Raw genomic sequence first — 23,922 nt, 5'->3', positions numbered from 1 at the left:
TTAACTCAAAACGCTCCCGCCCAGTCCATGATCCGCGCCCGCAGGCCGGCGGGCAGGCGCAGCATCAGGGCCTTGAGCGCCGGCCGCATGGCGGCGTCCCAGGTCTGGACGACGAGCCAGCCTTTGAGCGTGACCGGCAGGGCGATATCGCGCACCGTCACGACCCTGGTGGCAAAGGTCAATTTATAGGGCATGGCCGGCACGCCCAGATCGCATCCCGACAGGCCCTGTTCGGCGCCGGCCCGCAGGATTTCGGCCAGATGCAGCTTTCCCGGACTTTCCTCGGAATTGGAAAAGTCGCGCGCCGCCACATAGGCATAATAGCGCCCGTCCTGCACGAAGCCCCATTGCTCGGCAATCGGCTGGCCATTGTGCATGAGGGAAAATCCCATGAGCCCGACATCGTCGCGGCTGGCCAGGCCGGCGCAGAATTGGGGAAACAGGCGGTCGCGGAAAGCGCGGGAGGTCAGCCCCTGCTCCCGCAGCCGCGAGGCGCGGCTGGCAAGGGTGCTTTCGATCATGGCGCGCATATCCGCTGGCGGCACGACATGGTGCTCCAGCGGACCATCGCGTTCCAGCCTATTGCGGGCATTGCGCATATTCTTGCGCGTCTTGGTGCGAATGGTGGCGAAATAGCTGCCGAAATCGGCAAATTCATCCAGCGCCACATAAGGCGCCCCGGCCGTGGTTCCGGTTTCGATCCTTTTATCCGGCAGTCCCCGCGCCAGCGGCGAGCCGTCGCGCACCTTGAGCAGGCTCACTCCATCGCAGGGCGCCGCCTCGATGGCTGCCGCCAGGAGGCGCTGCATTGCCGGCGCCGGCTCGACTGCCGGATCGAGCAATAGGCCCGCATATTGGCCGAAGCCATCGCCCAGCGGCGCCAGCACCCGCCGCATCGGGGTGCGGATGCGCTCCAGCGGCAACACCGCCAGCAGGCCCCGCTCATCCTCCAGCACGGCGATCACCGGATCGAACCTGCTATTGTTGCGCGCCGCCTCGAAATCAAAGATCGCCCGCACCCAGCCCAGGCTCTGGAACGGGGTGGCGTCGGCGCTCCTGCATTCCAGCGCCTGCCAGCCCTGGGCCAGGGCCTCGAGGTCTGCCCGATCCCGCACCACCCGCGCCGCAAGCGCCATGGCCGGCGCTGCCGGCCGGGCAGCGCTTCTCGGCGCCGGCATGGCCAGGACGCCCATCGGCGCTATTTCTCGAAGACGTGGGCGTCGATATCGCGCACGCCTTCGGGCGCATTTGGATCGACCCGGAAATCGACCGTGTAGACCTTTTTCTTCTGCGGATTGAGCGGGGAGAATTTCACCGCCCCGGCAAGGCCGAGCTTGGTCAGATAGGAGGGGCCCGTCACCTGCTGGCTGAGCTTGTTGATCCCCATTTTGCCGCGCAAGACGCCATTGGCGTAATTGACCGCATAATGCTTGCGCAATTCGTCGGTCCAGTGCTCGGTGGTGAAGCTGACATTGAGCATGCCGTGATTGACCACGCGATGCGGTCCATTGAGCGGCCAATGCAGCATCTGCCCCGCTTCCAGATCATAGACCTGCGCGAAATCGTCGAACCAGGGCTCGAACGGCATGTCGGTTTCGCGCAATTGCCCCAGGATCAGCTTTTCCAGCGCCGGCTGGGAAATGAACGGGGCCTGGGCGGGATAGACATAGACCTTTTTGGTGCCGCGCACCTGCCACAGGCTCTGCCCCGGCACGTCGGAATGGTATTTCACCGACACATTGGGTGAGGAGATGAGAATGGTGAGGTTCTGCTTATAGCTCCTGAAGCCCGGCACCCGCTCCTCGAACTCGGCATAAAGGCGCTCGAGCAGATCGCCATAGGCCGGATCGGTCTTGGCCGGCGCGGTCAGGTTCACCCAGATATTGCCCTTGCGCACCACGTCCAGCACTTCGGCGCCGGAAATATCCTTGATCTCGCCCTCGCGCCTCTTGGGCGGATTGCCGGGGGTTTTCTGCGAGTAATTGACGTGATAGGCCTCGCGCGGCGTGCGGTCGATCAAAGCGGCCAAAGCTGCGTCGCTGAACAGGTCCGAATGGGCGAGGTTATGGCTGAGCCGCAGCGCCTGATTGCCCCAGAGCTTGGGGTAGTACGGACGCCAATCGCTGATGATCTGGTCGGTGACGAGATTCATGTTCATGATCGGGCTCCAGGGGTGCGCGGACGACATTGCTCCAGCGCCAATTCTAGTCCAACCCGGCTTTGCCGCACCTGAAAGCTGGCTTTCTGGTTAAGATCATCCTTGCTCCCCAAGGTCTGCCGCTGGCAATTCGGGGTCACATCCGCCATATAGAATGGCACAGCAACCTGAATGCAGGCCCATCCGGGAAGACCCCATTGAGCGACGTCCCCTTTTTGAAGATGAACGGGCTGGGCAACCAGATCATCGTTGCCGATCTGCGCGGTTCCGCCGCCCGGGTGAGCGCCGAGGCGGCCATCGCCATCAATGCGCGCCCCGAAACCCGGTTCGACCAGATCATGGCCATCCATGATCCGCGCACCCCCGGCACCGCCAATTATATTGAGATCATCAATTCCGACGGCACCCGCGCCCAGGCCTGCGGCAATGGCATGCGCTGCGTGGTCCAGACGCTCAGCGCCGAACAGGGTCGGCAGCGTTTCACCTTCGAGACCATTGCCGGCATTCTCTTCGGCCAGGAGGCCGAGGACGGGCTGATCACTGTCGATATGGGCACGCCCAAATTCGCCTGGTACGACATTCCGCTCAATGAGGAATTCGCCGATACCCGTGCCATCGAATTGCAGATCGGCCCGATCGACGCCCCGGTCCTGCATTCCCCCTCGGTCGCGTCCATGGGCAATCCCCATGCCACGTTCTGGGTCAAGGACGATGTGTGGTCCTATGCGCTCGACCGCTTCGGCCCGCTTCTGGAAAACCACCCGCTCTTTCCCGAGCGCTGCAATATTTCCATCGCCAATGTGATCGCACCCGACCGCATCATCCTGCGCACCTGGGAGCGCGGCGCCGGCCTCACCCAGGCCTGCGGCACCGCCGCCTGCGCCGCTCTGGTCAACGCCGCGCGCACCCGCCGCACCGGCCGCAAGGCGACAATCACCCTGCCCGGCGGCGACCTCGTGGTCGAATGGCTCGACAATGACCATGTGACCCTATCCGGCCCGGCCGAGTTCGAATGGCGTGGCCGCTTCGACCCGGCCAGCGGCGCCTGGACGCGCAGCGAGGCGGCGTGATGGGGGTCGAGACCCTCACTTTCGGCTGCCGCCTCAATGCCTTTGAAAGCGCGGTGATCAAGGCGGAGGCCGAAAAGGCCGGGCTCGACAATGCCGTCATCATCAATAGCTGCGCCGTCACCGCCGAAGCCGTGCGCCAGGCGCGCCAGGCCGTGCGCAAGGCCCGGCGCGAGCACCCCGATGCCCGCATCATCGTCACCGGCTGCGCCGCCCAGACCGAGGCGCGCGCCTTCGGCGACATGGACGAGGTCGATCTCGTCATCGGCAATCAGGACAAGCTCAAGGCCGAGAGCTACGCGCCCATGGTCCTGGGCCTCCCGCTCAACGACAAGGTGCAGGTCAACGACATCGCCAATGTGCGCGAAACCGCCGCCCATCTCATCGAGGGCATGGATGGCCATACCCGCGCATTCGTGCAGGTGCAGAATGGCTGCGATCATCGCTGCACCTTCTGCATCATTCCCTTGGGCCGCGGCCCCTCGCGCTCGGTGCCCATGGGGCTGGTGGTCAATCAGATCCGCCAATTGGTCGCCCGCGGCTATGCCGAGATCGTGCTGACCGGGGTCGACATCACCTCCTATGGCCCCGACCTGCCTGGCCGCCCGAGCCTCGGGCAATTGGTGCAGGCCATTCTCCGGCACGTGCCCGATCTGCCGCGCCTGCGCCTCTCCTCCATCGATTCCATCGAGGCCGATCCCGCGCTTTACGACGCCCTGGGCGACCCCAGGCTGATGCCGCACCTGCATCTGTCGCTGCAATCGGGCGACGATCTGATTCTCAAGCGCATGAAGCGCCGCCATTTGCGCGACGAGGCCCTTGCCGTGGTGGACAAGCTGCGCGCCCGCCGCCCCGACATTGTGTTCGGCGCCGACATCATTGCCGGATTCCCCACCGAGACCGATGCCATGTTCGACAATTCGCTGCGCTTCATCGCCGAAGCCGGTCTCACATATATTCACGCCTTTCCCTATTCGCCCCGTCCCGGCACCCCCGCCGCCCGCATGCCGCAAGTGCCCCGGAAACAGGCCCGCGAGCGGGCGCAATTGCTGCGTGAGGCCGGCGAGAAACAATTTGCCGCTTTGTGTGGGACACGGCTTGGCGCTATCGAACGAGTTCTGGTCGAACGCGGCGGGCGGGGCCGCACCGAACATTTCATCCCGGTGCGCGTTGCCGATGCCGAGCCGGGCGAGCTGGTCGAGATGCAGATCACCGCCATGGATGGCGATGGCCTTATTGGGCACATCGTGCGCGCCGCCGCCTAATATTGTTTTCAGGGATTGCCATGAGCGACAAGAAACCCGGATTTTTCCAGCGCCTCTTCGGCACCCAGGGCGCGCCTTTGCCGGCGCCGACCGAAACGCCACAGAAAATACCCGATAGCCCGGCCCCGCCGATGCCCGGGCCGGCGCCTTTTGCGCCCGAACCGCCCCCGGCTCCGGTCCCAGCCGATCATCCACCCCCGCCCGGCCCGCCGGAGACCACGCCTGATTATATCGAGCGGATCGAAGACCAGTTCATCACCCCGCCTGCTGCCGTCGGCGAACCGGCCAAGCCGCAGGGCTGGTTCGCCCGCCTCGCCACCGGCCTGCGCCGCTCTTCGGACACGCTCGGCACTTCGATCACCTCGGTCTTTACCAAGCGCAAGCTCGACGCGGCAACGCTGGACGAGCTCGAGGATGTCCTGATCCAGGCCGATCTGGGCGTGGACACGGCAAGCGCCATCACCGAGACGCTGCGCCGCGACCGCTTCGACAAGGAGATTTCGGACGCCGATGTACGCGCCGTCCTCGCCGCCGAGGTGGAAAAAGTGCTGGACCCGGTGGCGCGTCCGCTGGTGATCGACAGCGCCAAAAAGCCCTTCGTCATCCTGATGATCGGGGTCAATGGCTCGGGCAAGACCACCACGATCGGCAAGTTGGCGCAAAAATTCAGCCGCGAAGGCCGCTCGATCATGCTGGCTGCCGGCGACACGTTCCGCGCCGCCGCCATCGAACAGCTGCAGGTCTGGGGCCAGCGCACCGGCGCGCCGGTCATTGCCCGCCCCGCCGGCGCCGATGCCTCGGGCCTGGCCTTCGACGCTGTCACCCAGGCGACGGCAGAGAACCGCGACATCCTCATCATCGATACGGCCGGCCGCCTGCAGAACCGCGAGGAATTGATGGGCGAGCTGGAAAAGGTCATCCGCGTCATCAAGAAAGTCGATCCGAGCGCGCCGCATGCGACCCTGCTCACGCTCGATGCCACCACCGGCCAGAACGCGCTCAAGCAGGTGGAGATTTTCGGCCAGCGCGCCGGGGTCACCGGCCTGGTCATGACCAAGCTCGACGGCACGGCCAGGGGCGGCATTCTCGTGGCCATTGCCTCAAGGTTCGGCCTGCCGGTGCATTTCATCGGCGTCGGCGAAGGGGTGGAAGACCTCGAGCCCTTCGCGGCCAGCGATTTCGCCCGGGCGATCACCGGCGGGGCGCACCCCTAGACTGGCGCACCGTCCCAAAAACACCATTCTTGCTCCCTATCGCTTGCATAGCGGGGCCCCTGCCATCACATTGGCAGGCAAATCCACGGAATAGATGATGACCGACAAAGCTGCCGAACCGGACGTCAATTGGGACGAATTGCGCCCCCAGATCATCAAGCTGGCGCTGGAATTGGGGCCGCTGGTCATCTTCTTCATCATGAATGGCCGCGCCGACATTTTCGTCGCCACCGCCTGGTTCATGGCGGCCATGGCCGTCTCGCTGGCGCTGAGCTGGCTGATCCTCAAAAAGGTAGCGGTCATGCCGCTGGTCACCGGCGTGGTGGTCCTGGTCTTTGGCGGGCTGACGCTATGGCTGCAGGACGACACCTTCATCAAGATGAAGCCCACCATCACCAATGTGATGTTCGCCTCGGTGCTGCTGGGCGGACTGGTCTTCGGGCAATCGCTGCTCAAATATGTCTTCGGCGACGTCTATAAATTGCGGCCCGAGGGCTGGTGGAAGCTAACCCTCAATTGGGGCCTGTTCTTCGTCGTGCTGGCGGTGCTCAACGAAGTGGTATGGCGCAATTTCACCACCGATTTCTGGGTCGCCTTCAAGGTCTGGGGCATCATGCCGCTGACCGTGATCTTCTCTTTGACCCAATTGCCGCTGCTCAATAAATACGCCCCCGAAGCCGAAACCCCGCCCATCGCCCCTTGATCTGCAGGATCAAGATGGTGCCCATTCATCGGCTCCTGCGCCTCCCTCCCCCTGAGGGGAGAGAACGAGAATGGGCGTTCCGCAGCTTCAAAAAGACACCGAGTCCCAGCGGGCTCACAAACACTCTCACCCTCGCTCGTCACCCTCGGGCTTGCGTGAACTGAACCAAGACTTATCCCCTCTATCCCCCTCCCCCGAAACCTCAGGCACATTGTCCGCACTCCTGCACAGGCTGCGCGGTCGCGACGAACAATCGGTGTGGGGGACCGGATGGAGAAGGGGTCGCCTTTCTTCCGTTCGCGCGAATGGACGGACCCCCGGTACTCTCCCCGGGGAACCATGTCGGGCCCTTCCGGCTGCACCGGATCGGCAGCTGCCACGTCGCCAGCAGGGCGAAGACGAAGCAGTCCCTCATGGATCGGAGCGGACGTAATTCCGCCGGACCCAGCGCGTCGAACGAGCCGCCGGTGCGTGGGGCGAGGTTTTCCTCAACCTATACCTTTGCCGGACCACCGGCACCGAGGCGAATTTCGCCCCACGCCGCAGCTTCGAGGCGGCGGCACGCAAAATCCTTCCGGTGGAAGGTTATTGCCGAGAAGGCCATGAGCGCCAAGCTCGAATGGCGAACTCTATCCACAGCAAACCCGGAGGCGCCTCGCCGTCCGGCATTTTCGCCTGTCCGTGTCTCAGAGCCCGCCCATGGCGCAGAGCCGCTGCCATTCGGCCTCCGACACTTTGGAGACCGAGAGCCGCGACAGCTTGACCAGTTCGAGATCGGCCAGTTCCGGCACCGCCTTGATCTCGGCTAGGCTCACCGGGCGCGGGAACGGCCTGACCGATTGCACATCGACGCATTCCCAGACCACTTCGCCCTTGGCATTGAGCTCGGCGGTGCTGTCGGGATGGGCCGGCACCACGATTTTCATGATGCCGACGATCTCCTTGCCGATATTGGAATGGTAGAAGAAGGCCTCATCGCCGATGGCCATGGCCCGCATATTGTTGCGCGCCGCATAATTGCGCACGCCATGCCATTCTTCTGCCTCGCCCTTTTCGGTCTTGGCCACGAGGTCGTCGAATGAAAACACGTCGGGCTCGGACTTCATCAGCCAATAGGCCATGGTCTAGAGCTCCGCGCCGGAATTGTTGATGGCCAGACGCCAGCGCTTGACCTCATAGCTGGCAAAAACCCCGGCGGGCACGAAGGGATCGGCGGCGGCCAGCTGTTCGGCTTCCGCAAGGCTCTCGGCCTCGAACACCACGATCGAGCCCTCCGGCCGGTCATCGGCGTCGAGCAGCGCGCCGGCAAAGACCAGCTTCTGGCCCAGCGATTTCAGGTGATCCAGATGCACCGGCCGCGTATCGGTCCGCAATTGCTGCGCGCCGGGGGCATCCTTGGCGATCATGGCATAGAGCATTTCTAATGTTCCCTCTTGAGCGGGCGGGACATCAGTCCCGCCACGATTGTTGCAATATCGGCCCGACCGGCGACCACATCGCTGACGGCATCGATCAGCGGCGCTTCGACATCAAGGCTTCTGGCCAGCGCGGCCGCGACCGGCGCGGTGGCGACCCCTTCGGCCAGTTTGGCCCCGGAGGCCAGGATTGCTTCGGTCTGTTGCCCGGCGCCCAGCGCCATGCCGAACTGATAATTGCGCGATTGCACCGAAGTGCAGGTCAGCGTCAGGTCGCCGAGCCCGGCCAGTCCGGTCAGCGTATGGGCCGAACCGCCCATGGCCGTCACCATGCGCGCCATCTCGGCATAGCCTCGCGCGATCAGCGCCGCCCGGGCTGAAGCCCCCAGGCTAGCCCCTTCGACTGCGCCGCAGGCCAGCGCATAGACATTCTTGAGTGCCCCGGCGATCTCGACCCCGATCCGGTCATCGGCGGCATAGGGCCGGAAGGAGGGGCCGGCCAACGCCGCCGCCAGATCGGACGTGTCGCTGGCATCGTCCCCGGCCAAAGTCACCGCCGTCGGCCGTCCTGCCGCCACGTCCCCCGCAAAGCTCGGCCCCGAGAGCACGTAGGGCAGCGCGTCTGGCGCCATGTCGAGGAGGATTTCACTCTGCCGCGCCAAGGTGCCGGTCTCCAGCCCCTTGGCCGAGAGCGCCACCGGCCGGCCGGCCAAAAGGGCCGGATCGATGCCGGCCAGCAATCCCCGCGTCGCCTGCGCCGGCACCGCCAGAATGATGATATCGGCGCCACTAAAACTGGCTACCGCCGTCACCCCGTCAACCAGCCTCTGCCCGGGCAGAGCCGAGGCATTGACCCGGCTCATGTTGATCGCTTCGGCCCGCTCGGCGCTGCGCACCACCAGGGTCACATCCCGCCCCGCCATGGCAGCGGCCTGCGCCAAGGCCGTGCCCCAGGCGCCGCCGCCAATGACCGAAACCGTCTCAAGCCGCATCGCCGCCCACCTTCATATCAGGACTGTCGAGCGGCCAGCGCGGCCGCGCCACCACCTCGAATCCATCCGCCGCGCCCAGCGCCAGCCGCTCGGCGCCGGCCCAGGCGACCATGGCGCCATTATCGGTGCAGAGCGCAATGGGCGGCACGACCAGCTTTGCCCCCATCTCCTCCGCCACCTCCGCCAGCGCCGCCGCAATTTTGCGATTGGCCGCAACGCCCCCCGCCACCACCAATTGCGGCATGGCCTCGGGCAAGTCCGTCCTGAACCGTTCCAATGCCTGCCGCGACCGCGTGGCGACGATCTCGGTCACCGCCGCCTGGAAGCTGGCGGCAATATCGGCGACATCCTTGTCGGTGAGCGGCGCTATGGCCTCGGCCTGGAGCCGCACTGCGGTCTTGAGCCCGGAGAAGGAAAAATCCAGCCGCGCCTCCCGCAAGAGCGGTCGCGGAAACTTGAACCGGCGCGCGTCCCCCACCTTGGCCGCCTGTTCGACCGCCGGCCCGCCGGGATGGCCCAGCGAGAGCAGCTTGGCCACCTTGTCGAAGGCCTCGCCCAGCGCATCGTCGATCGTGCCGCCCCAGCGCTCGTAATGGCCGACCCCCCGCACCAGCACGAATTGGCTGTGCCCGCCCGAAACCAGCAGCATCAGATAGGGGAACTCGACCCCATCGGTCAGCCGCGCCGTCAGCGCATGGCCTTCCAGGTGATTGACCGCAATGAGGGTCTTGCCGAGCGAAGCGGTCAGCGCCTTGGCCGTGGTCAGCCCCACCAGCACACCCCCGATCAGTCCCGGACCGGCCGTTGCCGCCACCGCGTCGATATCGTCGAGGCAGATCCCCGCTTCGTCCATAGCCTGGGCGATGATATGATCGAGCCATTCGACATGGGCTCGTGCCGCCAGTTCCGGCACCACGCCGCCAAATGCCGCATGTTCATCGATCTGGCTGCGCACCACATTGGAACGAATGCGGCCCCGGCCGGATTCATCGCGTGTGACAATGGCGGCGGCGGTTTCGTCGCAGCTGGTCTCGATGCCCAGAATGATGGCTGGCGCTTGCCCGGTCATGTCGAATTGGTTACTCCCACAAGGGAGCCTATCGCCTACACTAGGACCGCCCGGATATGCAATCGCCAACCCCCTTCGCCCGGATCGGAACACGCGGCAGCCCGCTCGCTCTGGCCCAGGCCCGGCTGGTGCGCAGGCTGCTTTCAGCAGCCCATGGCGTGGCCGAGGAAGATATTGCCATCACGGTGATCTCCACCGGCGGCGACCGCAGCCAGGCCGAAAACACTACCCTCTCCGATATTGGCGGCAAGGGGGTCTTTACCAAGGAGATCGATGAAGCCCTGCTCGCCGGCCAGATCGATATCGGGGTGCATTCGAGCAAGGACGTCGCCACTGGCCTGCCGCCGGGCATGGTGCTCTCTGCCTTTCTCGAACGCGAGGATATCCGCGACGCCTTCATTTCGGTCAGCGTCAACAATATCGACAATCTGCCCGATGGCGCCCGTTTCGGCACCTCCTCCATCCGCCGCGCCGCCCAGGCCCGACGTCTGCGGCCGGACCTGCGCATCGTGCCCTTTCGCGGGAATGTCCATACCCGGCTGCAAAAGCTGCTGGACGGCGTGGCCGACGCGACGCTTCTGGCCATGGCCGGGCTCAACCGGCTGGGCGAGGCGGCCCGCGCCACCGCCATTCTGGATGCCGATGCCTTCATGCCGGCCCCCGCCCAGGGTGCCATCGGCATTGCCACGCGCCAGGGAGACGAGCATTTCGCCGCCATCGTTGCGCCGCTCGACCATGCCCCGACCCATGCCGCCATCAGCGCCGAGCGCACCATGCTGGCGGTGCTCGACGGCTCCTGCCGCACCCCGGTAGGCGCCTTGAGCGCCATCGCGGGCAATATGCTGACGCTCAAGGGCGAAATTCTCAGTCTTGACGGCCAGACCACCTTCCGCGCCGAAGCCAGCGGCACTGACCCTGAGGCAATCGGCCAACAGGTGGGCAAGGATCTGCTGGCCCAGGCCGGCCCAGATTGGCAGACGAGGTTCCTCTCATGATGCCGATATTGGTGACCCGGCCCGAGCCCGATGCGCAGGCCAGCGCCGAGCGCCTCGCCGCACTGGGGATCGCGTCGGGCGTCGCCCCCCTGATGAGCCGGCAGACCCTGCCCGCCAACCTGCCGCAGGCCGAGGGTTTCGCGGCGCTCGCCATTACCAGCACCAATGCCCTGCGCGCTCTTGCCGATCTTGAGGCACTGACAGCTTTCCTCTCCATTCCGGTCTTCGCCGTGGGCCACCGGACCGCCCATGAGGCACGATCGATGGGGTTTTCCTCGGTCGAGGCAGCCGATGGTACACTCGATTCGCTGGTGACCATGATTGCATTGGCCCGGCTGTCCGGGCCGGTCTTTTATCCCAGCGGCAAGCATTTGAGCGGCGATCTCGCCCAGGCTCTGGCCCCCCACGGGCTGATGGTGGTGACCAGCCCGGTCTATGAAATGGTCGCGGAAACCGCGATTGCGCCGGATATTGCGCAAGTCCTTGCCGATAGGGGTTTCGGAGGTGTCCTCGTTTATTCCCGCCGCACCGCCGAAATCTTCGTCCGTCTCGCGGCGCCGCTGCTCCCCGACAGCGCCAGGCGCAGCCTGCCCATGCTCTGCCTGTCGGAAAATGTCGCCTCGCCCCTGATCGAAAACCATTTCAGCCGCATTCTTCTGGCCGACCATCCCAGCGAAGAGGCGATGATGGCGCTGGCCCTGGCTTTTGCCCGCGAGCAAACTGGATCATGATCGGTAGAGAAGAGAGGAAGGCCCATGGCTGACAATCCCGGCAAGCAGACGCCGTCCACCGATCCCAAAAGCCCGGACAAGACCGGCCCGGTGCGGCCCCCGGTGCTGGAAGGCACGGCGCGCACTGCCGCCGGCGACAAGCCAGCCGAAAAACCGGCGCCCAGCCGGCCGGAAGCGCCCAAACCATCGCCGAATACCAAACCAAACAGCCCCGAACCCACCAGCGGGACCGGCGCACCCTGGCTCGCTGGCCTCGTCGGGGGCGCGCTCGGGCTGGGCGCGGCCTATGGTCTTGCCTGGTTCGGTCTCTGGCCGAGTGTGTCGCAAAGCCCGCCGCCTGCCGATCCTCGCCTCGCCCAGTTCGCCACCGCCATTCCTGAGCTGCAATCGCGCTCGGGCAGTGTGGAAAACACGCTTTCGTCGCTGACGACGCGCCTCACGGCCATCGAAGCCGAGCTCGCCGCCATCCCCTCGGGAAATACCGATTCCAACCTTGCCGACGAGGTCACCGCACTCTCCGCCCGGCTCGACATGCTGGCGGCGCGCCCGACCGAGACTACGGACACCGCCGCACAAGCGGACAATGCCGAAGCGCTGGCCGCACTCGAAGCGCAGATAAGCCAATTGCGGCAAACGAGCAGCGAGGCGACAGCGAGATTGTCCGACGCCGAAAGCCGGATTGCCGCCCTCGCCAGCGCAGCCGAACAGGCTACGGACGATGCGCCGGCCCGCCTGCCACTCATTCTCACCGGGCTCGACCAGGCCTTTGCCGCCGGTCGCGCCTACCAAACCGAGCTGACCGCCTTGCGCACGATCTGGCATGAAGCGCCCGTGCCGCAGGCAATCGTCGCCAGCGCCGACAAGGGCCTGCCGCGCCCCGACGATGTAGCGCGCCGTCTCAATGCCGCCATTCCCGATATTCTGGCCGGTCGTCCCGCCGATAGTGCCGCCAGCTGGCAGGATGGCGCCATGGACTGGCTGCGCGGCGTGATCGCCATCCGCCCGACGGAAGACATCGAGGGCGACAGCCCCGAAGCTTTGGTAGCGCGGCTGGAAGCGGCCATTGCCAGACGGGATTTCAGCGCCGCCCACAACACATTGACGGCCCTGCCCGCATCGATGCGTGACGCTGCTGGTGCAATCGCTGCCGATATTGCACTTCTGGCCGATGCCGAATTGTTCCTCCTCGATCTGCGCCGAGCCGCGCTCGGGCCGGAGGGCAGCCTATGATTCGGCTCGCCTCCTGGATCATCGCCAGCCTCGCCATTGCGGCCCTCGCCGCCTGGGTCATCGCTTTGCCGGGCACGCTGACGCTGGAACTTGCCGGCCAGCGCCTGCAACCGCGTCTGGGCACGGCCGTCGTCGTTCTGCTGCTCACCGCCGCCTTGATCATCGCCATCTGGGCAGTACTGCGCCGGCTCATCGATGCCCCGAAAACCATGGCGCGCCGCCGCGCCGTCAAAAGGCGCGAACAGGGCGTGGAAGCATTGTCCGATGCCTTTATCGCCCTGCAATCGGGCGACCCGGCCCGGGCGCGGATCATGGCGCGCGAGGCCCAGGCCCGCCTGCCCGACAGCGATGCGGCCAAGTTGCTCGAAGCGCGCGCCGACCTGGCGTTGGGCGATATGCCCGCCGCGCGCGAACATTACCGCGCCCTGATCGCCAGCGAGAAAACCGCCGTCGCGGCGCTGACCGGACTCTACGATCAGGCACGAACCCAAAATCGGCCTGATGCGGCCCTCACCTTTGCCCGCAAGACCCTGGCTCTGGCGCCGGGCACCGCCTGGGCGGCGGAGGCGGTCTTCGGCGACCTGGCCCGGCGCGGCCAATGGGCGGAGGCCGTGGCCATCGTCAATGCCGAAACCGTCACCTCGCGCGAAGACAAGGCGCGCAAGCGCCGCCGCCAGGCCATTATCGAAACCGCGCGCGCCCGCGACACCGAAATTGGCCAGCCCAATGCGGCGCTCGACCATGCGCTCACCGCGCTCAAGCTATTGCCCGATTTCGTGCCCTCGGCCCTGATCGCGGCCCGCATCTACATCAATCGCGGGGAGACCCGAAAAGCCCAGAGCCTGCTGCGCCGGGTGTGGCGCGCCACTGGCCATCCCGACATCGCCGCACTTTATGCCCATTCCCAGCCCGGCGCCTCGGCCCTGGAACGGCTGAAGCGCATCCGCGAGATCGTCGAATTGCCCGCTCCGCACCGTGCCGCCGCCATGGCGCTGGCCCGCGCCGCCATCGACGCCTATGACTGGCCCCTGGCCCACGATGCCCTTTTGCCCTTTGCGGGGTCAGACGCCACTCAGGGCGTCGCCACCCTCATGGCCGAGATCGAGGAAGGCCAGAGCGGCGATCAGGGCAAGGCCCGCGAATGGCTGGCCCGAGCCGTGCATGCGCCGCGCGACCCGGCCTGGACCGCGGACAATATCGTCAGCGACGAATGGGAGCCGGTCTCCCCCCTCACCGGCAGGCTCGATGCCTTTGAATGGAAGGTTCCGCTAGCCAATAATGCCCGCCCGGTGCCTCTGCCCCCTTCCGCGCAGGATAGCCTCCCGGCGCTGGCCGAGCCATCATCGCCCTTGCCCCTTGCATCCGCCGAAAACGCCCAGTAAAAGACCCGCCATCCGCTGGACCAAAACCCAGCCGGCGCCGCTTTAGCTCAGTTGGTAGAGCACATCATTCGTAATGATGGGGTCAGGTGTTCGAGTCACCTAAGCGGCACCACTTTTCTCAGCCGAGCCGTTCCATCAATTCCAGCCGCTGCGCCTGCCGCGCCGAAGGCTTTATGGCGATGAGATCGGGATGAAGCGCTCCGAAAAGGGCAGCGCGCTCCTCCGGTAGTGACATGAAGAACGGATAGCGGTCGGCAACGCGGTCCCTGATGTCGGGCACATCGGCACTATAGAGCTGCATGGGAAAGGCCAGCTTGGCATAGCTGCGCTGCTCGCCCAGGGGCCGCGCGCCAAAAATCCGCTTGTAGAACGCCGTATGCTCCGGCCGGACCGCGGACATGCAATAGCGTACCGGAAAATATTCGCATGCCATGGCCGCAAGCCGCAGCGTCAGATAGGGCAGCGCCGGATAGGCCAGCGACAGATCGAAATCGACGGTAAAGCGGCCCGGATCGATGAAACTCATGCCCTCGTCGAGCAATGGCTGCAAGACATCAGGCCAGACCGACATGCAGGGCGAATGGGGGCTCTGCGGCGTGACCACATGAAAGCGCAGCGAACTGGCCAGTTCGCCCTCGATATAGACGCCGAAGCAATGACAATTGTCCAAACCGTCGAATTCGTCGCGGGTAACCTGCTGGGAATTGACCGGAATGAAGTTTTCGCGCCGATAGGCCTCGTAGCGCAGTCGGTAGACTGGATCGAATTCGCTCGCAGAATCGACCCGCCGATAGCGCACCTTGTCCAGAAGATCGATCAAGGCACTGGCAAATCGCGAATTGGTACTGATTTCACTCGATATGGCCGCACCCATGAACATCACCCCGTCGTCCGGCGCGCAGATTAACCCTGTGCGTGCGATCGCCGCATTGGGAAAAATGACGGGATAACAACAAAAACCGCATCCTGCGGCATTAAATTATAAGTTAAATCATATGGTTAATATAGAATTAGCCATGGAAACGCTTTCCCTGTGGCCGGCTGACCCATCCCTGACCGTTAAAGCGCTCGATCAACTCGGCAATATCCCTTGCCGGCAGCGGACGGCTGAAAAGATAGCCCTGGACCTGCTGCACGCTGGTTTCTGCGATCATGGCATTGAGCTGGTCTTCGCTTTCCACGCCCTCGGCCACCACCAGCAGATCGAGATCGCGGCCGAGCCGCGCCACATTGGCCAATAGGCGCAATGCCCGCGCATTGCTGGCAATGTCGGAGACGAAGGAGCGGTCGATCTTGAGCTTGGTAAAGGGGAGCGCGCTGAGATAGGAAAGCGAAGAATAGCCGGTGCCGAAATCATCGAGGGCGATGGCAATGCCCCGATCGGCAAGCGTCCGCAACACGCTTCCGGCCAGGTCGCGCTCCTCGATCAGCGCAGTTTCGGTGACTTCGATCTCGAAGCGCTCCGGCGCCAGCCCCGAATTCTCCAGCGCCCGCTCGATCAAAGCGGGCAGATCGGTGCCGCGGAAATCGCGGGCCGAAATATTGACGGCCACGCCCACCGGACTGGCCCAGCTTCTGCATTGCTGCGCCGCATTGTCCACCACCCAGGCGGTGATCTCGGAGATGAGCCCCATTTCTTCGGCAAGCGGAATGAACACGGCGGGCGGTATCGGCCCAAACTCGGCATGGCTCCAGCGCACCAGAGCCTCGCAACTCACCACTCGCCGCGTCGAAACATCGATCAGCGGTTGAAAGACCAGGCTCAAATGCCCTTCCGCAACGGCATGGCGCAGCTCGGTCTTGAGCTTCTGCCGGCTGTGATAATCGGTGTCCATCTGCGCATGGAACATCCGGCTGCGGCCCTTGCCTTCCGATTTCGCCGAGTCAAGCGCCAGATTGGCCTTGGTCATCAGCTCTTCAAGATCGTTCTGATCGGCTGGGGCCGGGGCGATCCCGATGCTGACCCGCACCGGCAGGGCGACGCTATTGAGCATGAAGGGCGGCGCAAAGGCCGCCAAAATCCGCTCCGCCCGATCTTCGGACTGCTCGTTCCCGGCGCAGAGGGCAATGAATTCGTCCCCACCGAACCGGGCCAGAAGGGTTCCCTTGGGGAGCACTTCGCGCAGACGGTCGGCCACCTGGCGCAGCACTTCGTCCCCGACCACATGGCCGTAGCTGTCATTGACATATTTGAATTCGTCGATATCGACGATCATCAGCACGCTGGGTTCGCCGGCATCGGCGCGCGCCTGCAATTGCTTGAGCGCCAGGGTGTGGAAATGACCGCGATTGGGCAATCCGGTCAAAACATCATGACGCGCGATGAAGTTGATGCGTTCTTCGGCCCGCAGCCGCTCGCTGATATCCTCGAACAGCAGAACGGTGCGCTGCTGGCCTGAACTGACCGTGACCTCGAAGATGCGGTCCGGCCCGAGCCCGACCTGTACCTTGCCCGAACCGCGCTTGTCGATGATGGCCTGTAGCCGGCTGGCCGCGCTTTTCGGCAGGCTACCACTCGTCATCGCTGCGAGCACAGGCGTGAAAGGTCGGCCCGTCGGCGCATCGATGCCTTGCGAGGCGAAAATCTCCACCGCCCGGTCATTGGCCAGGGTGATCGTGCCGTTTTCATCCAGCATGCACAGCCCATGTTCGAGCGTGGTGATCGCTATGTCGAATTCGGCGGCCAGACGAGAAATTTCGACCCGGCCATGGACGGCGGAAAGCAGCAGCGACCGGATCGCGGCCGCATGCTTGCGATAGCTGAACAGCAGCAGGACCATCATGGCTGCCAGCAATTGGTTGTAGAAATCGCCGCGGAAGACCATGGCGAGCCAGAGCGGCACCGAGAGCGAGACGATCTGAATGGTCAACAGCCGGTCGAGGCCGAAATTGCGAGCCACCAGACCGACGGTCGCGGCGATGGTCAGGGTGCAACTGGCCAGCTCGGCAAATGGATCGCGCACCACGAGAATGGCGACAAGGCACCAGACGCCATGCGTCAAGGCCACGAGCGCCCCACCGACCAGCGCCCGGTTCTCCCAGCGCTCCGCGGACTCGGCGTCGTCATCGCCGATACTGGTGCGCCAGAAGGCGTTCATGTTGTAAAGCCGGACAAAACCGACGATGAGAAGGGCTGCCGCGATGCACCAAAGGATCGGCGCCTCGGCCTTGAATGCCGAAACTGCGGCCACCGCGGCGCTGGCGAAGGCGCCCAGCAGCATTTGCCGCCGGTCGCCATAGACCGAACGGATGATGGACACATAGTCCAGGGCCGGCATGGTTTTTCTGGCTGATTTCAGCACGGAAACTTCCCTGTTACCACGCTATTTGGGGCGCAAGCCCTTAACAAGGTCTTGCCCGCGGCCAAGGCCCGAGCCGATTTGATCGTCAGGCTGAACATGCGGTTAATAAAGGGCAGAGCAGGCGAGGCAGCCTTTACCCCGCTCGCCGCGTTGGTTCTGCGATCCCTCGCTAGGGATCGGATCAGGAGGACGACAATGACCGAAAAACTTTCATCTCGGGACCGCGACCTGGCCTTGGCCCGGCTTGATAGATGGTCCTACGATGCCGAGCGCGACGCGATTGAGCGGGAATTTAAGTTCGCGGATTTTGCCGCCGCCTTCGCCTTCATGACCAGGGTGGCCCTGATCGCCGAGAAAGCCGATCATCACCCTGAATGGTGCAATATCTACAACAAGGTGCATATTCGCCTGACCAGTCATGAAGCGGGTGGCCTGACCGAAAAAGACGTTGCGCTGGCGCACGGCATCACCGATATCTCTGGCTGAGCTTCAGTGGAAATTGCGCCCGCCCGGCAGTGCTGCATAGGCCTGGCGCCGCGCCATTTCGATCTCGCGCATCGCCTCCCGGCTGCGGCCCCCTTCCCGCTCGTGACTTTTTCGGGCCTCGTCGCCGCGCGCCACAATACGATTGCCGACATCCTTGCCATGCGCCAGGTCGAGCAAATGGGCGGTGAGATCCTCCATTTCCTGGGCGATGATGTGAATGACCTCGCGCTCGGACTGCACCTTGCCGCGCACGGCAAGAAAACGGGCCGAGAGAATGGTCTTGCGATTGGCGTCGAAGATTTTGGGCCAGATCACGATATTGGCCACTCCGGTTTCATCCTCGAGCGTGGCAAAGATCACGCCGCTGGCCGTGCCGGGCCGCTGGCGCACCAGAACCAGGCCCGCCACCTCGACCACAATATCGGAGGCCACCTGGTCCAGATTGCCCGCTCTTGTGGTGCCGCGCGCCATCAGCAGGGGGCGCAGGAATTCTACCGGATGGCCTTTGAGCGAGAGAGAAAGCGTCGCATAATCGTGGATGACCTCTTCCCCGGCCTGCATGGCGGGCAGGTCCGCCTCTTCTTTGGATGGCGGCGCCAATGGAGCGGATTGGGCAAAGAGCGGCAGGGTCTCGGCGCCATGAGTTCCTATCAAACCCTTGACCGCCCACAGCGCTTCGCGCCTGTTGAGCCCCAGCGAGGCAAAGGCGTCGGCGCGCGCCAACCTGTCGAGGCTGGCAATCGGCACGCCGGTGCGCAGCCAGAGATCGCCAATGGAACTATAGCCGGAGCCGCGCCGCGCAATGATGATATTGATGTCCTGCGCAGCCATTCCCTCGATGCAGGACAGGCCTAGCCTGATGGCCCGGTTCGACAGAATGTCGCCGGCCATTTCGGCATGGCGCGGCCAGATATGATCGCTGATTTTGCGGTCACCGCCCGGCTCCAGCACGCATTGGAGATCGGAAAGGTTCACATCCGCCTCCCGCACTTCGATACCATGCTCGCGCACATCGCGGATGATCTGGCTGGGCGCATAGAATCCCATCGGCTGGGAATTGAGCAGCGCACAGGCAAACACATCGGGATAATGGCATTTGAACCAGCAGGACGCATAAACCAGAAGGGCGAAGCTGGCGGCATGGCTTTCTGGAAACCCATATTCGGCAAAGCCCCTTATCTGCTCGAAACAGCGGCGGGCGAATTCGGCATCGTAGCCATTGCCGATCATGCCGGTGATGAAGCGCTTCTCGAAAATCCCGATCTTGCCGGTGCGTTGCCAGGCCGCCATGGCCCGGCGCAATTGATCGGCTTCGCCCGGCGTGAATCCCGCGCCGAAAATGGCCATCTGCATGGCCTGCTCCTGGAACAGGGGAATGCCTTTGGTGCGTGACAGCACCTTGTCGAGCTTGTCGCCCGGCTTGGGCTCCCATTTTTCAATTCCATCACGGCGCTTGAGATAAGGATGGACCATTCCCCCCTGAATGGGGCCGGGCCGGACGATGGCGACCTCGATGACAAGGTCGTAAAATTCCCTGGGCTTCAGCCTGGGCAGCATGGTCATCTGCGCCCGGCTTTCGATCTGGAAAACTCCGATCGTGTCGGCGCGATGGGTCATGGCATAGACGCGCGCCTTCTTGGTCTGATCTTCATCCTTCTCCTCGGCCATGAGGTCGGCCAGAACCAGGTCACGCTGGTAATGGATATGCAGCAATTCGAAAGCCCGGCGCAGACAGGACAGCATGCCCAGCGCCAGCACATCCACCTTGAGAATGCCCAGCGCGTCGATATCGTCCTTGTTCCATTCGATAATGGCCCGGCTCTCCATGCCGGACCGGCCGATGGGAACCAGGCTTTCGAGGGAATCGCGGGTAATGACAAATCCTCCGACATGCTGGCTGAGATGGCGCGGAAAGCTGCGCAACACCTTCACCACCTCGAATATCTGCGCAAAGACCGGTTCGTGGGGATTGAGCCCCAGACTTTCCAGATCCTTGAGCTTGAGCGCCGACCCCCAGCCCCAATGCAATTGGTTGAAGGCGTTTACGACATCGTCCGAAACCCCGAACACCCTGGCCGTCTCGCGAATGGCCGAACGGGAGCGATAGGAGATGACATTGGCGGTAAGTCCGGTGCGCTGGCCGCCATATTTGGCGTAAATATATTGCATCACCTCCTCTCGTCGTTCATGCTCGAAATCGACGTCGATATCGGGCGGCTCGTCCCGCTCGGTCGAAATGAAGCGGCCAAAGACCAGATTGGCGTCGCGCGGATTGACTTCCGTGATCCCAAGACAATAGCAGACCGTGGAATTGGCTGCCGAACCGCGTCCCTGGCAGAGGATTTTCCGCTTGTCGCGGGCATAGCGCACGATGTCATGCACGGTGAGGAAATAGGCGGCGTAGCGCTTTCGATCGATAAGCTCGAGTTCTGTTCTTATATTGGCGGCAATGTCATCGGGCACGCCTTCGAGAAACCGCAGGGCAGCGCCTTCCCAGGTCAGGCGTTCCAAGGTCTGCTGCGCCGTCTCGCCATTGCCAATGGTTTCCTCGGGGTAATTATATTTGAGTTGGTCCAGCGAAAAGACGATGCGTCTCGCCAGCGCCTGCGTCTGGGCGATGGCGTCGGGATGGCCGGAAAAAAGCCGCGCCATTTCCGCCGCCGGCTTCAGGTGCCGCTCGGCATTGGTACTGAGCCGGAAACCAGCCTCTTCCAGCGTCACATGTTCGCGGATACAGGTGACGACATCGAGCAGGATGCGCCGGTCCGGCACGTGATAATGGACATCATTGCTGGCGATCATCCGCGCCCCGTGCCGGCGCGCCAGCTCATCCACCCGATTGAGCCGGGCCCGGTCTCCGCCATCGAAACGCGGCGTACCGGCCACCCAGACCCGGCCCGGCGCCTGCCGACTCAGCTGATCGAGGGTTTTCTCGCTCAACCCCCAATCGCTCTCGTCGGGCATCAGGATGAACAATTGGCCCTCGGAATAATCCTCCGGCGCCTGTTCAGCCTCCAATCTCTGTGCTCCCGAGCCGACGAGGTCCGCGAAAAACAGTTTGGGATTGCCTTTTTCCCCGCGCCTATTGCCCAGGGTCAAAAGCTTGCAGAGCCGGCCATAGGCGGCGCGGTCGATCGGATAGGCAATGATATCGGGCGTGCCGTCGGCAAAGCAGAGGCGCACGCCCACGAGATAGCGAAAGCCGGGATAGTCCTCCTTATTGTCCCGCATGGCCACATAGCCGCGCACCACACCGGCAAAGGAATTGCGGTCGCAAAGCCCCAGAGCGGTCAAGCCCATCTGCATGGCCTGAAAGACCAGTTCCTCGGGATGGGCGCCGCTGCGCAGGAAGGAAAAATTGCTGGTGGTGACCAGTTCGGCATAGGCGGGTGCCGACGCAGGCGGCCGCGCCGGCCTGTGCTCCGGTGGGGCCAGCCGCACTACCGCGCTCATGGAAACAATCCATGCATATACCAGCCGGGCGGCACGGCGCCGCCATAAAGACCAAGCCGGAACACCCAGAAACGGCGGCCTTCCTCATCTTCGACCACGTAATAATCGCGGCTATCGGCATCGGGATCAAAGAGCGGCAGATCGGGAATATGGGGAGCAGGATTCGTTTCATCCCCCTGGGCAGCCTCGGCTTTCACCAGATGCAGCCGTTTCTTGCTGCGCCACCATTCGGCTCCGATGCGTTCCGGCCCTGCCGCCTTGACCAGCCTATAGGCCTGTCGCCGCCAGATCATCGAGGCCGGCAGGCCATCGGGCACTTCGGCATTGATCATCACCGCTTCGGGTTGAGGTAGAAGCCGGATCGGCCTGATGCGCGACGGTAGCGCGATCTGTTCCACTGGTCCGGCCATTGCCGGGACCAGGCGCGCCGCCCGTTCGGGAATATGGCTGGCGACCATCTGGCTGCGCAACACCGCCTCCGTGCCCAGCCGGCTTCCCAGCCGGTCGAGCAGGCGATCGACATCCTCGAGCCCGTTCCGGACGGCAAGGGCACTGGCCTGCGCCGCGTCGAGCCGGTCGGTGGAAGTGACCGCCAGCCGCACCATGTCGATACCGAAACCGGGATCGTAATCCCCTTTCAGCCTGTGCGCCCGCTGGCGGAACAAGGCGGCAATATGGACCGGATCGCGGGTCAGCCGCGACGCATTGAGCGAAAGCGTCATGACCTTGTAATCGACGCGATAAAGAAACAGATGAAAGCCCTGCGCACCCAGCCCCTGCTGTTCGAGATGGCAGGAGAGCTTGACGGCAAGATCCTGCGTGATGGCCAAGACATCCTCCATCAGCGCGATGGGATCGGCGAAACGGTGCTCGACGGCGTGCTCGACCACCGGCAGGCGCGGCGTCATGCGTTCCTCGATCTCGCCATAGGCCTGGTCCAGCCGGAGCAGCAGAGAAGCGCCAAACCGGGCCTGCAATGGCTTGCGTGGCCGGGTGCGCAATTGGCCGATCCGATCGAGCCCCATCTGCACCAGCGTCGCGACCTGCTTTTCATCGAGCCGCAGCCCATGAACGGGCAGGGCATCGAGCCGCGTCTCCAGCATTGGCGCATTCACCACCTGGCTTCTGGCGAAATGGCTCAGGGCCCAGGCCGCACCGATCGTGGGCGCCACTGCGCCGGCGACATTATAGCCCAAGGTCTGCAAGCGGCTGAGCGCCAGGCGCAACATGTTCTGCTCGCCGCCGAAAAGATGGCTGACCCCGCTGATATCGAGCACCAGATCGCCATAGGGCGCGGCGTCGGTGAGCACCGAAACCAGGGGGCTCATATTGGAATGCCAATCGGCGAAATCGGCGAAACCGGCTTCCAGCAATGCGCTGTCGTGTTCCAGAACCATCAGCTTGGGCACCAGGGCCCGCGCATCGGCCAGGTTCTGGCCCTGCCGCAATCCCAGCTTCATGCCCTCCTCATCCACCGCCGCCAGCCGCAGCCCGCCCTTGATCCTTTCGTAAAGCGCCAGCGGCGCCAAAAGGCTTGCATCACGCCGTTTGAGATAATCGGTCGGCCAATGAGGCAGGAAGAGGACGAGGAAGCGCCGCTCCGGCGCCAGGCCACTCTGATTGGCGAAGCCGGGGCGGAAGAGTTGCAAAGCCATTTTCTCTCCATTCCAAGAGCCATTCGCTCTGGTTTTGCAGCGCCACGCCGCGTTCGAGCAGCAAAAGCCAGCGCGCCGCGCCGGGAGCGCCGGAATCGTGGCGATGGCGGGCGCTGCGCTGGGGCGAGACATGCCAGCGCAGATGCGCGGCGCTGGCCTCGCGCGCCCTGCCATAGCGCAACAGGAACAATGAGGTGCCGGTTTCGGCGGCCCGCAGGCTGAGGCGTCGGCTGGCGGTGAAATCCAGCGATGCCGGCATCGCCCCGATTTCGGCGACGACTGCCCCCAGCGCCGTGCAGCCCAGTGCCTCCTCGGCCGCCCAGAGCAATTGCGACATGTCTTTTGGCCGCACCAGCACCATCTGCGCCGGATCGAGCCCGAAATGGGCAAGACCGGGCCCATAGGGCAGGCCGAAAAAGCGCCCGTCCTCGGTCAATTGCAGGAACAGCAGTAGCGGTCGTCGCGGGGTGAGGAGCGCCCGGCTTTGCCCCAGCGCAAAGGCCAGCCCGGCGCCGCCATCACGCATTGTATCGGTGAACACTTCCTGCACCAGCCCGCCGGGCAGGGCCGGAAAGGCCCCGTCAGCGCCGGACAATAGCGGCGCCCGCGCCTGCAACAGGGCCGGCTTGCGCTCGATATTGGCAATGACATCCCGCAGCGCGGCAAGGCGCTGTTGGCGATTGGGGGCTTGCATGATGTGAGCATTACCTGAACAAAACAAGAACATTTAGACTCCGAATCCGAATGGAGTCGAGTCCTATTTCATCATCCCCGGTGTGGCGCGCCTGCATCAGCTGGCCCCAAG

The 23,922-nt window shown here is 64.1% G+C and carries 20 protein-coding genes and 1 tRNA gene; 10 read left to right on the top strand and 11 right to left on the bottom strand.

Going from position 1 to position 23,922, the window contains the following annotated elements:
• Nucleotides 1-5: 5 nt before the first annotated feature.
• Entirely contained in the window at nucleotides 6-1,193 is a 1,188-nt protein-coding gene (locus H0482_RS06405; protein WP_193729227.1) for a GNAT family N-acetyltransferase, read from the bottom strand.
• 5 nt (nucleotides 1,194-1,198) lie between these two features.
• Nucleotides 1,199-2,158, bottom strand: a complete 960-nt coding sequence (locus tag H0482_RS06400; protein WP_193729226.1) for a hypothetical protein — start codon at nucleotides 2,156-2,158, stop codon at nucleotides 1,199-1,201.
• Nucleotides 2,159-2,379: 221 nt separating this feature from the next.
• On the opposite strand from H0482_RS06400, the gene dapF reads away from it, so the two are divergent.
• The 4 genes from dapF to H0482_RS06380 all read left to right on the top strand — a co-directional run bounded on the left by dapF (nucleotide 2,380) and on the right by H0482_RS06380 (nucleotide 6,407).
• Nucleotides 2,380-3,228: a diaminopimelate epimerase gene (gene dapF, locus H0482_RS06395; protein WP_230989524.1), complete on the top strand. Its 849-nt coding sequence runs from the start codon at nucleotides 2,380-2,382 to the stop codon at nucleotides 3,226-3,228.
• Nucleotides 3,228-4,490 carry a tRNA (N(6)-L-threonylcarbamoyladenosine(37)-C(2))-methylthiotransferase MtaB gene (gene mtaB, locus H0482_RS06390; RefSeq protein ID WP_193729224.1) on the top strand — a complete coding sequence of 421 codons (1,263 nt, stop codon included), beginning with the start codon at nucleotides 3,228-3,230 and terminating at the stop codon, nucleotides 4,488-4,490. The genes dapF and mtaB overlap by 1 nt, the downstream gene beginning before the upstream one ends.
• Nucleotides 4,491-4,510: 20 nt before the next feature.
• Nucleotides 4,511-5,704, top strand: coding sequence for a signal recognition particle-docking protein FtsY (gene ftsY, locus H0482_RS06385; protein ID WP_193729223.1), 1,194 nt, complete (start codon nucleotides 4,511-4,513; stop codon nucleotides 5,702-5,704).
• Nucleotides 5,705-5,798: 94 nt separating this feature from the next.
• Nucleotides 5,799-6,407 (top strand): septation protein A, encoded by a 609-nt coding sequence (locus H0482_RS06380; protein ID WP_193729222.1) that lies wholly within the window; start codon nucleotides 5,799-5,801, stop codon nucleotides 6,405-6,407.
• 686 nt (nucleotides 6,408-7,093) lie between these two features.
• Here H0482_RS06380 and H0482_RS06375 read toward each other — a convergent pair.
• From H0482_RS06375 to tsaD, 4 genes are read right to left on the bottom strand one after another with little or no spacing between them, the layout of a single operon-like run.
• Entirely contained in the window at nucleotides 7,094-7,528 is a 435-nt protein-coding gene (locus H0482_RS06375; RefSeq protein ID WP_193729221.1) for an EVE domain-containing protein, read from the bottom strand.
• 3 nt (nucleotides 7,529-7,531) lie between these two features.
• Nucleotides 7,532-7,825, bottom strand: a complete 294-nt coding sequence (locus tag H0482_RS06370; protein WP_193729220.1) for a YciI family protein — start codon at nucleotides 7,823-7,825, stop codon at nucleotides 7,532-7,534.
• Between the two features lie 2 nt (nucleotides 7,826-7,827).
• The gene (locus H0482_RS06365; protein WP_193729219.1) at nucleotides 7,828-8,814 is read right to left on the bottom strand and encodes an NAD(P)H-dependent glycerol-3-phosphate dehydrogenase; all 987 of its coding nucleotides are present in this window, start codon (nucleotides 8,812-8,814) and stop codon (nucleotides 7,828-7,830) included.
• The gene (gene tsaD, locus H0482_RS06360; RefSeq protein ID WP_193729218.1) at nucleotides 8,804-9,883 is read right to left on the bottom strand and encodes a tRNA (adenosine(37)-N6)-threonylcarbamoyltransferase complex transferase subunit TsaD; all 1,080 of its coding nucleotides are present in this window, start codon (nucleotides 9,881-9,883) and stop codon (nucleotides 8,804-8,806) included. The genes H0482_RS06365 and tsaD overlap by 11 nt, the downstream gene beginning before the upstream one ends.
• Nucleotides 9,884-9,939: 56 nt before the next feature.
• Here tsaD and hemC point away from each other — a divergent pair, with 56 nt between their 5' ends.
• The 5 genes from hemC to H0482_RS06335 all read left to right on the top strand — a co-directional run bounded on the left by hemC (nucleotide 9,940) and on the right by H0482_RS06335 (nucleotide 14,333).
• On the top strand, nucleotides 9,940-10,878 hold the full coding sequence (hemC, locus tag H0482_RS06355; protein ID WP_193729217.1) for a hydroxymethylbilane synthase: 939 nt from the start codon (nucleotides 9,940-9,942) through the stop codon (nucleotides 10,876-10,878).
• The gene (locus H0482_RS06350; protein ID WP_193729216.1) at nucleotides 10,875-11,609 is read left to right on the top strand and encodes a uroporphyrinogen-III synthase; all 735 of its coding nucleotides are present in this window, start codon (nucleotides 10,875-10,877) and stop codon (nucleotides 11,607-11,609) included. Before hemC ends, H0482_RS06350 begins: the two co-directional genes overlap by 4 nt.
• A gap of 24 nt (nucleotides 11,610-11,633) precedes the next feature.
• On the top strand, nucleotides 11,634-12,839 hold the full coding sequence (locus H0482_RS06345) for a COG4223 family protein (protein ID WP_193729215.1): 1,206 nt from the start codon (nucleotides 11,634-11,636) through the stop codon (nucleotides 12,837-12,839).
• Nucleotides 12,836-14,221, top strand: a complete 1,386-nt coding sequence (locus tag H0482_RS06340) for a heme biosynthesis protein HemY (protein ID WP_193729214.1) — start codon at nucleotides 12,836-12,838, stop codon at nucleotides 14,219-14,221. Before H0482_RS06345 ends, H0482_RS06340 begins: the two co-directional genes overlap by 4 nt.
• Nucleotides 14,222-14,257: 36 nt before the next feature.
• Nucleotides 14,258-14,333: transfer RNA gene (locus H0482_RS06335), tRNA-Thr, on the top strand.
• 6 nt (nucleotides 14,334-14,339) lie between these two features.
• Here the strand turns inward: H0482_RS06335 and H0482_RS06330 are convergent.
• Together H0482_RS06330 and H0482_RS06325 are read right to left on the bottom strand one after the other, a co-directional pair.
• A complete protein-coding gene (locus H0482_RS06330) occupies nucleotides 14,340-15,095 on the bottom strand; it encodes an N-acyl amino acid synthase FeeM domain-containing protein (RefSeq protein ID WP_193729213.1) in 756 nt (251 codons plus the stop codon).
• A 136-nt stretch (nucleotides 15,096-15,231) separates the two neighbouring features.
• The gene (locus H0482_RS06325; protein ID WP_193729212.1) at nucleotides 15,232-17,499 is read right to left on the bottom strand and encodes a putative bifunctional diguanylate cyclase/phosphodiesterase; all 2,268 of its coding nucleotides are present in this window, start codon (nucleotides 17,497-17,499) and stop codon (nucleotides 15,232-15,234) included.
• Between the two features lie 219 nt (nucleotides 17,500-17,718).
• On the opposite strand from H0482_RS06325, the gene H0482_RS06320 reads away from it, so the two are divergent.
• Entirely contained in the window at nucleotides 17,719-18,009 is a 291-nt protein-coding gene (locus tag H0482_RS06320; protein ID WP_193729211.1) for a 4a-hydroxytetrahydrobiopterin dehydratase, read from the top strand.
• A gap of 3 nt (nucleotides 18,010-18,012) precedes the next feature.
• Here H0482_RS06320 and H0482_RS06315 read toward each other — a convergent pair whose 3' ends face one another.
• Genes H0482_RS06315 through H0482_RS06305 form a run of 3 tightly spaced genes read right to left on the bottom strand, consistent with a single transcriptional unit; the run spans nucleotide 18,013 to nucleotide 23,811 of the window.
• On the bottom strand, nucleotides 18,013-21,462 hold the full coding sequence (locus tag H0482_RS06315; protein WP_193729210.1) for an error-prone DNA polymerase: 3,450 nt from the start codon (nucleotides 21,460-21,462) through the stop codon (nucleotides 18,013-18,015).
• Entirely contained in the window at nucleotides 21,459-23,117 is a 1,659-nt protein-coding gene (locus H0482_RS06310; RefSeq protein WP_193729209.1) for a Y-family DNA polymerase, read from the bottom strand. The genes H0482_RS06315 and H0482_RS06310 overlap by 4 nt, the downstream gene beginning before the upstream one ends.
• Nucleotides 23,002-23,811 (bottom strand): ImuA family protein, encoded by an 810-nt coding sequence (locus H0482_RS06305; RefSeq protein ID WP_193729208.1) that lies wholly within the window; start codon nucleotides 23,809-23,811, stop codon nucleotides 23,002-23,004. The genes H0482_RS06310 and H0482_RS06305 overlap by 116 nt, the downstream gene beginning before the upstream one ends.
• Nucleotides 23,812-23,922: the final 111 nt, after the last annotated feature.

The organism is Devosia faecipullorum, from assembly GCF_015158295.1.
Classification (GTDB): domain Bacteria; phylum Pseudomonadota; class Alphaproteobacteria; order Rhizobiales; family Devosiaceae; genus Devosia; species Devosia faecipullorum.
This window is presented reverse-complemented; position numbering and strand designations above follow the sequence as displayed.

Coding starts and splice junctions, on each gene's coding strand:
- H0482_RS06405 (WP_193729227.1), bottom strand. CDS start 1,193: ATGGGCGTCCTGGCCATGCCGGCGCCGAGAAGCGCTGCCCGGCCGGCA.
- H0482_RS06400 (WP_193729226.1), bottom strand. CDS start 2,158: ATGAACATGAATCTCGTCACCGACCAGATCATCAGCGATTGGCGTCCG.
- dapF (WP_230989524.1), top strand. CDS start 2,380: ATGAACGGGCTGGGCAACCAGATCATCGTTGCCGATCTGCGCGGTTCC.
- mtaB (WP_193729224.1), top strand. CDS start 3,228: ATGGGGGTCGAGACCCTCACTTTCGGCTGCCGCCTCAATGCCTTTGAA.
- ftsY (WP_193729223.1), top strand. CDS start 4,511: ATGAGCGACAAGAAACCCGGATTTTTCCAGCGCCTCTTCGGCACCCAG.
- H0482_RS06380 (WP_193729222.1), top strand. CDS start 5,799: ATGATGACCGACAAAGCTGCCGAACCGGACGTCAATTGGGACGAATTG.
- H0482_RS06375 (WP_193729221.1), bottom strand. CDS start 7,528: ATGGCCTATTGGCTGATGAAGTCCGAGCCCGACGTGTTTTCATTCGAC.
- H0482_RS06370 (WP_193729220.1), bottom strand. CDS start 7,825: ATGCTCTATGCCATGATCGCCAAGGATGCCCCCGGCGCGCAGCAATTG.
- H0482_RS06365 (WP_193729219.1), bottom strand. CDS start 8,814: ATGCGGCTTGAGACGGTTTCGGTCATTGGCGGCGGCGCCTGGGGCACG.
- tsaD (WP_193729218.1), bottom strand. CDS start 9,883: ATGACCGGGCAAGCGCCAGCCATCATTCTGGGCATCGAGACCAGCTGC.
- hemC (WP_193729217.1), top strand. CDS start 9,940: ATGCAATCGCCAACCCCCTTCGCCCGGATCGGAACACGCGGCAGCCCG.
- H0482_RS06350 (WP_193729216.1), top strand. CDS start 10,875: ATGATGCCGATATTGGTGACCCGGCCCGAGCCCGATGCGCAGGCCAGC.
- H0482_RS06345 (WP_193729215.1), top strand. CDS start 11,634: ATGGCTGACAATCCCGGCAAGCAGACGCCGTCCACCGATCCCAAAAGC.
- H0482_RS06340 (WP_193729214.1), top strand. CDS start 12,836: ATGATTCGGCTCGCCTCCTGGATCATCGCCAGCCTCGCCATTGCGGCC.
- H0482_RS06330 (WP_193729213.1), bottom strand. CDS start 15,095: ATGGGTGCGGCCATATCGAGTGAAATCAGTACCAATTCGCGATTTGCC.
- H0482_RS06325 (WP_193729212.1), bottom strand. CDS start 17,499: ATGCCGGCCCTGGACTATGTGTCCATCATCCGTTCGGTCTATGGCGAC.
- H0482_RS06320 (WP_193729211.1), top strand. CDS start 17,719: ATGACCGAAAAACTTTCATCTCGGGACCGCGACCTGGCCTTGGCCCGG.
- H0482_RS06315 (WP_193729210.1), bottom strand. CDS start 21,462: ATGAGCGCGGTAGTGCGGCTGGCCCCACCGGAGCACAGGCCGGCGCGG.
- H0482_RS06310 (WP_193729209.1), bottom strand. CDS start 23,117: ATGGCTTTGCAACTCTTCCGCCCCGGCTTCGCCAATCAGAGTGGCCTG.
- H0482_RS06305 (WP_193729208.1), bottom strand. CDS start 23,811: ATGCAAGCCCCCAATCGCCAACAGCGCCTTGCCGCGCTGCGGGATGTC.